This is a genomic window from Aquitalea sp. FG25 (assembly GCF_057809375.1).
Window position 1 is genome coordinate 1 of record NZ_JBMDJV010000063.1, and the last position, 622, is coordinate 622.

Here is a 622-nt window from a genome sequence, read left to right on the forward strand (position 1 = left end):
TGCTGCCGGCTTCCCAGGCTTTGAGTGCGGCGGCGTGGTGTTGCAGGTGGCCGCTGTCTTTGTTGCCGTCTTTGCCGTTGTCGGGGGTGATGGCGTCCGGCCCGGTTTCCATACTGTCGGCCAGTTGTGCGGCGGCGGTGTCGCCCAGGCTTTGGCTAAGGCTGAGCGCGGCGTCGAGCTGGCTTTGTGCGTGTTCGCGCGCCAGTTGTTTGCCAGACGCGCCGCTTTGCGCTTCGGTGCTGATCAGCAGGCCGTGGCCCGCGCGGATGGCACCGTGCTGGTCGGTGCGCAACTCAAAGCCTTCGCCACGCGGCTGGGCTTTGCCATTGCTGCGCGGGTGGCTGAGGAAACCCTGGTTGAGCTGGGTTTTGCCGGGTTCGGAACTGAGCTTGGCGCGCACTTCGCCGGGGGTGTCGTCGAACAACAGTTCGTTGTACTGGCCGCCCTGATGCTCTTTGGACTTGATGCCGGACAGCGTTTTGTTGGCCGGTAGCGCACCGGCACCGCTAAAGGCCGGGGTGGCGTGGCTGCCGTTGTACAGCACGCCGACAATCACCGGGCGGTCGATATCGCCTTCGATAAAGTCGACCAGCACTTCCTGGCCAATGCGCGGGATGAACTG

1 protein-coding gene is annotated in these 622 nt (G+C 64.5%); it reads right to left on the bottom strand.

Features of this window, described 5'->3' with window-relative positions; all coding sequences use genetic code 11:
- Nucleotides 1-622 (bottom strand): type VI secretion system Vgr family protein (locus ACODR9_RS24295; RefSeq protein ID WP_488813258.1); only part of this gene is annotated, 622 nt, incomplete at both ends.